Genomic DNA, 4,831 nt, shown 5'->3' on the forward strand with positions numbered 1-4,831 from the left:
CGCGCTGCCCGGCGACCTGTGCGTGGCCGACGACGACGGCGCCGTGGTGGTGCCGCGCCGGCGGGCCGCGTCGGTGCTCGAGGCCGCCGCCGACCACGAGCAGTGGGAGCGCTACAGCCGCGCCCGCATCGAGGAGGGCGGGGCGCTTTCTGACTACTACCCACTCACCCCCGAGACCCGCGCCGAGTACGAGCGGTGGCGGGAAGTTAAGGAGAGCCAGTGATCCTCAGGTCCCTGGGCGCGGTCGTCTTACTCCTGGGCGCCGTGACGGCCCCGAGTACGGCTGCCGCCAGTGCCAATTGTGACTACTACGTCTCCCCTTCAGGCGGCGACCGCGGCGACGGCAGTGCCCAGCGTCCGTGGAAGTCCATTGAGCAGGCCCGCGACCAGCTCCGAGCCAAGAAGAACCACCAGAACTGCGACATCGTGGTCAACGTCAAGGCCGGCGACTACGTCGTCGACAAGACGATCGACTTCACCGAGGCCGACTCGGGCGAGGACGGCCACAAGATCATCTACCGCAGCGCCGACGGCCCCGGCAAGGCCAGACTGCTCGGCGCCAAGCCGCTGACCGGCTGGCAGAAGTACAACGACAACATCTACAAGACCAAGGTCGACCGGAACTTCTACACGCTCTTCGAGGACGGCAAGCGCGCCACGACCGCCCGCTACCCGAACAGGACCAGCGACGACCTGTGGTCGCCGTACCTGTTCTCGGTGCTGCCTGAGGCGGAATACCAGGCCGTGCACAACTGGCTCTTCTTCGACCCCAAGGACGTCCCCAAGGAATGGGACGCCGACTTCGACAAGAACGCCCAGATGGTCGTCTGGTCGGGCGGGTCGTGGAGCTGGTTCACCGACACCGTGCCACTCGGCGGGGCCGACTTCCGCAAGAACTTCTTCACGCTCAGCTACGACGCCCGCTTCAGCCTCGTCAACAGCCGCAGCGGCTCGCGCTACTTCCTCCAGAACACGCTGCGCTTCCTTGACCAGCCGGGCGAGTACTACTTCGACTTCGCCAACAGCGAGGTCTACTACTGGCCGAAGACCTCGATCGACAAGGTCATGGCCCCGACGGTGAAGACGATCATCTCCTTGACCGGGTCCTCCCCCGATCGACGGGTGCAGAACGTCTCCTTCGACGGACTGGCGCTGCAGTACTCCGACTTCGTCGAGTGGTACCGGTACGGATGGAACGGCCCGGGCGACTCGGGCTACGAGCACAAGTACCCGATCTACGACCGGCAGATCGAGATGCCCCGCAACAGGTTCGGCATGATCACGCTGGAGAACACCCGTGACATCGACCTGACCAGGCTGCACATATCGGACAGCGGTTTCACGGGCGTCTTCCTGAACTTCGCCAACGAGCGGGTCAAGGTGGCGGACAGCCTGCTGGACAACCTCGGCGGCGACGGCATCAAGGTGGAGGGCGGCTATCCCGGTGAGGGGGACATCTCCGGGCACCACACGTTCACCAACAACTACATCTACCACGTCGGCGAACTCGTCCCCGGCGACGCGGCCGGCATCGAGCTGATGAGCACCGGCAACAACCAGGTCAGCAACATCGTCGTCAAGCACAGCCCCCGCTACGGCATCAGCCTGGAGGTCCGCCCCGAGATCAAGAACGAGGACAACTACGCCCGGAACAACAGGTTCTCCTACATCCGCCTGGAGGAGGCCGGCCTCGACAGCGGTGACATGGGCGCCTTCTACACCTACGGCGTGCACAACGTCGAACCGCACCCGATCGACAACTACGTCACGCAGATGGTGATCGGCGACGTCATCAACGACCCCGCGGGGCAGATGCCGGACTCCGGCACGCGCGGCGTGCACATGGACGCGGGAGGCTGTGGCTTCTCCATCTCCAATGTCGAGGTCGGCAAGGTCAGCGACGACAAGTACCAGGCCTACAAGTGCAACGAGGTCACCAACGCCAACTGGGCGGACGGCTTCGACACCTCGAAGATGGAGTACGACAAGATCGGCGTGACGAGCGCGTTCCCGTACCCGATCCCGAGCTAGGCGACCCCGGGGCCGGGCTTGATCGCCCGGCCCCGCACCCCCTGGAGCGCTCCACACCCCCTCACCAGCAATAGCGAGGAGTGAACATGTGGGAGAGCCTGGGAAGATCTGGAGCTGGAACTGCACGCTGCCGGAGTCGCCCCGGCAGAGATCGAGGCAGGAGCACGACGACTGCTCGCCGAGGCAAGGGGCCACCAACTGGCCGAAGCGCGGAAGGAACGCGGCTTGTGGGCCAGGATCCAGCGGGACGCCGGACGCAGAGCCCGTACGCCGTCGGCAACGGGCGGCGCGCTGATCAACGCGAGCGCCACCCCAGCGCGATCACGCGCCAAGGGGCACTCGACGTCTCAGCCGCCGGTGCAGTCCTCCCGGTGGCCGTCCTCGGCCTCGGCTAGCGCAACGTCCTGTCACTCTGACGAGAGCACGTCGAGAAGCGCGCGTGGCAAGATCGGGATAGCGTGGCGCCCTCTAGAGGAGATCGACAATGTCGATGGACCCAGGCGCCACCTTCAACCATCGCGCCGGCGTGGAAACGTTCCGCGAGAAGGAGGACGCGTGACAGTGGCACGAGTACTGGTGGTGGGTCTCGATCCCGCCAAGATCCAGGGCTGGGACCCGGAGCCGGTCCAGGCGGCGATAGCACGCGGTCAGGCCCGTTTCGACGATCATGGTATCGAGGCCGACTGGTGCCAGCCGGCACTCGACGAGAACCCCGAAGGAGCGATCGTGGAGGCGCTGACCAGCAAAGACTACGTCTGCGTGGTGATCGGGGGCGGCATCCGCAAGCACGAGCCGTTGCTCGAATTCTTCGAGAAGGTGGTCAACCTGGTCCGGCAGCACGCGCCCGACGCAGCCATCGCCTTCAACAGCAGCCCCGAGGACTGCGCCGACGCAGCTCTGCGGTGGCTGCGCTAGCTGTTCTGCCCCGACAGGTTGGTTACACGGCTGGCGGGTTGCCGGCCGACGAGCGCGCTGGACGAACCCGCACGTGCGATGGCGGGCTCCAGTGCCCTCTCGGCTGCCCTCGGCCTCGGCGCGGGCGCGGCGCTCGACCAGGTCGGCTTCGAGTTCGTCGAGCCGGGCGAGCATCCGGGGTTGACGTGCAGCATCGGGTAGCGGATGCAGGCTTCTCTGAACTACGAGTTGCGAGAGTCCGGACCGACGCCATGCAGTCGTCGGCCCGTCAGGATGATTGTCCCCGCTCCTGGCGGCCAGGCCGGGCTTGTTCAGCCGACAGTCGTGTTGATGTAGAGGTTCGTCATCGCCAGACCGACATGCCTGGTCACACTCCGATGAAGCTCACTGTTTCTGTCATGTCCGCCCGCTCGGTACGCAGCCGTGGCACACCTTCCTTCTCGAATCCCACCGAGACACCGCAGAACAGTACGAGCCCGTCATCGGCTCCGACTATCTGGCTGACAGTCTTGCGATACATCGTCCACATCACCTGGGGGCAGCTGTGCAGCCCTTCCGCCCTTAACAACAGCATGACCGTCTGCAAGTACATCCCCGCGTCCCCCCACTGTCCGGGCCCCATCGTCCGGTCGAGGTAGCAGAACAATACGACCGGCGCCCCAAACGCGTCCGAGTTCAAGGCGGCGATCTTCATGGGCCTGTCGGGGTCGTCGCGCTCGATTCCCAGCGCTTTGTACCGCTGGGCAGCCGCGGCGGAAAAGCGGTCCAGATACGGCGAGGTCAGTTCGGCCGGGTACATCGGATACTCCCGCTCATCACCCGGGTCTCCCGCCAGCGCCCTGGCCGTCGCGCGCCTCTTCAGTTCGGCCAAGGGCTCACCGGTCACGACATATACATGCCACGGCTGGAGGTTCCCGCTCGACGGAGCCTGCGTCGCTGCAGCCAGCACTCGTTCGAGTATCTCTTTGGATACCGGCTCATCGCTGAACGCCCGCACAGCCCGGCGACTGTCCACCGCTTCATACACATCCACGTCTTCGTCCTCTCACTCAACGACAACCACCTCTCTACCGTCTTCAGCACGCAACAGGTGATCCGGATCGCACTTCGATCAGTGTCAGGTGGCAGCGCTGTTCCTCGGCCTGCCGATACAATCGGCCTCCGCCTGCTCCACGAGGCGGTGGACCAGCTCGTCGGTGATCGGGCGAATCATGGAGCGGGCTCCTTAACTTCACTGGTGCGCATGGTGATCTGGGCGAAGGTGGGCATCCCAAGGTCGGTGGCAGTGCCGCGCCGAGTCTGCTCGGCGTCAAGCTGGGCGAGCTTGTCATCGGCGCCGGCGAGGCTGACCCGCAGTCCCTCGACCTCGCCGAGCCAGCCTTCCCGTTCCGCCTCCGAAATGCGGGCGATCAGGTTGTCGCGGATGTCAGCCAGCCGTGCCCTCTGGGCCGGATCCGGTCGAAGGAGTGAGCATCTGACACAAGCTTCTCTGAACTTGGGGCCGGTCCGTCCCCAAAGCCTCTGATCTGCAGCTCTCTGAAACCGAATCGGCGATGCCAGAGGAATCACAGCGAGATGTTCCGGAGAGCGAGAGCCGCTCCGCCTGCCGCCTCAGTACTGTGACTTCGCATGACCGACACCGAGATCGAGATCACCGCAGACCTGGTCCGCGACCTGCTGCAGGAGCAACATCCGGACCTTGCAGGGCTGGCCATCCGCGAGGTGGTGGGCGGTTGGGGCAACCAAATGTGGCGCCTCGGGGACGAGTTGGCCGTGCGCATGCAGCGCATGGACCCCACCCCGGAGCTCCAGCTCAAGGAGCGGCGGTGGCTACCCGTGCTGGCCCCGCGCCTGCCGCTCCCGGTGCCGACCCCTGTGCGGTTCG

General features: G+C 65.5%; 6 protein-coding genes and 1 pseudogene. 5 read left to right on the plus strand and 2 right to left on the minus strand.

From position 1 onward, the window contains the following. From AB0J09_RS56280 to AB0J09_RS56295, 4 genes and pseudogenes are all read left to right on the plus strand, one after another. Window positions 1–223, plus strand: a pseudogene (locus tag AB0J09_RS56280) (hypothetical protein); the annotation flags it as partial. Then, window positions 220–2,031 carry a right-handed parallel beta-helix repeat-containing protein gene (locus AB0J09_RS56285; RefSeq protein WP_360710772.1) on the plus strand — a complete coding sequence of 604 codons (1,812 nt, stop codon included), beginning with the start codon at window positions 220–222 and terminating at the stop codon, window positions 2,029–2,031. The pseudogene AB0J09_RS56280 and the gene AB0J09_RS56285, both read left to right, overlap by 4 nt. 555 nt (window positions 2,032–2,586) lie before the next feature. Continuing rightward, entirely contained in the window at window positions 2,587–2,946 is a 360-nt protein-coding gene (locus tag AB0J09_RS56290; RefSeq protein ID WP_360710775.1) for a hypothetical protein, read from the plus strand. A gap of 78 nt (window positions 2,947–3,024) precedes the next feature. Continuing rightward, entirely contained in the window at window positions 3,025–3,147 is a 123-nt protein-coding gene (locus tag AB0J09_RS56295) for a hypothetical protein (RefSeq protein WP_360710777.1), read from the plus strand. A 166-nt stretch (window positions 3,148–3,313) separates the two neighbouring features. Here AB0J09_RS56295 and AB0J09_RS56300 read toward each other — a convergent pair whose 3' ends face one another. Both AB0J09_RS56300 and AB0J09_RS56305 read right to left on the minus strand, forming a co-directional pair. Continuing rightward, window positions 3,314–3,979: a nitroreductase gene (locus tag AB0J09_RS56300; RefSeq protein ID WP_360710779.1), complete on the minus strand. Its 666-nt coding sequence runs from the start codon at window positions 3,977–3,979 to the stop codon at window positions 3,314–3,316. A gap of 176 nt (window positions 3,980–4,155) precedes the next feature. After that, window positions 4,156–4,515 (minus strand): hypothetical protein, encoded by a 360-nt coding sequence (locus AB0J09_RS56305; RefSeq protein ID WP_360710781.1) that lies wholly within the window; start codon window positions 4,513–4,515, stop codon window positions 4,156–4,158. 60 nt (window positions 4,516–4,575) lie between these two features. On the opposite strand from AB0J09_RS56305, the gene AB0J09_RS56310 reads away from it, so the two are divergent. Next, window positions 4,576–4,831: phosphotransferase (locus tag AB0J09_RS56310; protein WP_360710784.1), on the plus strand; the 256-nt coding region annotated here is incomplete at its 3' end.

It is taken from the genome of Nonomuraea sp. NPDC049784 (genome assembly GCF_040659615.1).
Taxonomy (GTDB): domain Bacteria; phylum Actinomycetota; class Actinomycetes; order Streptosporangiales; family Streptosporangiaceae; genus Nonomuraea.